Annotated in this window: 1 protein-coding gene; it reads left to right on the forward strand. The window is 45.8% G+C overall.

Features of this window, described 5'->3' with window-relative positions:
* The first annotated feature begins 74 nt into the window (after positions 1 to 74).
* A protein-coding gene (locus E8Q33_RS14975; protein ID WP_247870146.1) for an IS3 family transposase occupies positions 75 to 1,150 on the forward strand; the annotation gives its coding sequence in 2 pieces (ribosomal slippage) (positions 75 to 324 and positions 324 to 1,150; 1,077 coding nt in all).
* Positions 1,151 to 1,199: the final 49 nt, after the last annotated feature.

The following is a 1,199-nucleotide window of genomic DNA, read 5'->3' on the forward strand; positions in this document are numbered from 1 at the left end:
TGACCTTTCCCCCAAATTTAGTGCCATGACATTGATGAGATTTCCAATAAAATATGGGAGTTGGAGATCTCAAAATGAAAAAACGTTACAGCGAAGAACAAATCATCAAAGCCATCAAACGGCATGAAGCTGGCACCAAAGTGGATGACATTTGCAGGGATATGGGCATTTCATCCGGCACTTTTTACAACTGGCGTAGTAAATATGCGGGTCTTGAAGTCAATGAGGCCAAGCGTCTTAAAGAGTTGGAGTCAGAGAACAATAAGCTCAAGAAGCTGCTGGCAGACAAACTGCTGGAAGTCGAAGCGATGAAGGATGTGCTGTCAAAAAAGTGGTAACGCCAGCGGCAAGAAAGCCGATTGTTCAACACCTTACTGAACAGTTCAAGCTCAGTGAACGTGTGGCCTGCAGGCTGGCAGGAATAAGTCGAACTGCCTACCGGCATCAATCCCGTTTAAGTATTGATCTACCCGCCAGGCTTGAACTGAAAGCATTAGCTGCACGCTATCCAAGATATGGTTATCTGATGCTGCATGGATTACTCAAAGCTCAGGGACTGGTTGTGAATAAAAAGCATACCTACCGGCTGTATACCGAAGAAGGACTTCAGGTCCGTACCAAAAAACGTAAAAAATTGACCCGACCGAAGCAACCTCTGGAAATACCGACAGCACCGAATCAAAGGTGGTCAATGGATTTTGTATCAGATCAATTAAGTAATGGCCGGCGGTTTCGCGTGCTTAATGTGGTGGATGATTATTCCCGGGAAATGGTTGGCCAGCTGGTCTCGGTATCTATCAGCGGCAGGCAGGTCGCCAGATTCCTGGATCAGTTGATTGAGCAGCGGACTAACCCTGTCAAAATCGTCTGTGATAATGGCACCGAGTTCACCAGTAAAGCGATGTTTTTCTGGAGTAAAGAAAGCGGTATCACTTTAGGATTTATACAGCCTGGTAAACCGACACAGAATGCGTTTGTGGAAAGTCTCAACGGTAAATTCCGGAATGAATGCCTCAACCAACACTGGTTTAGAACACTAGAGGAAGCTAGATATGAAATTGACTTATGGCGGGAGCATTACAACCATGTCCGGCCGCATAGCTCACTGAATTACATGCCGCCAGTTGAATACGCTAAACAGGCAGCATAAAGTAGCCAAATCTCATCATGGGACTGGTACTAATTCAGGGGAAAGGTCA

Origin of the sequence: Methylophaga sp. SB9B, assembly GCF_004832235.1 — a bacterium.
In the GTDB taxonomy this organism is placed as follows: Bacteria; Pseudomonadota; Gammaproteobacteria; order Nitrosococcales; family Methylophagaceae; genus Methylophaga; species Methylophaga muralis.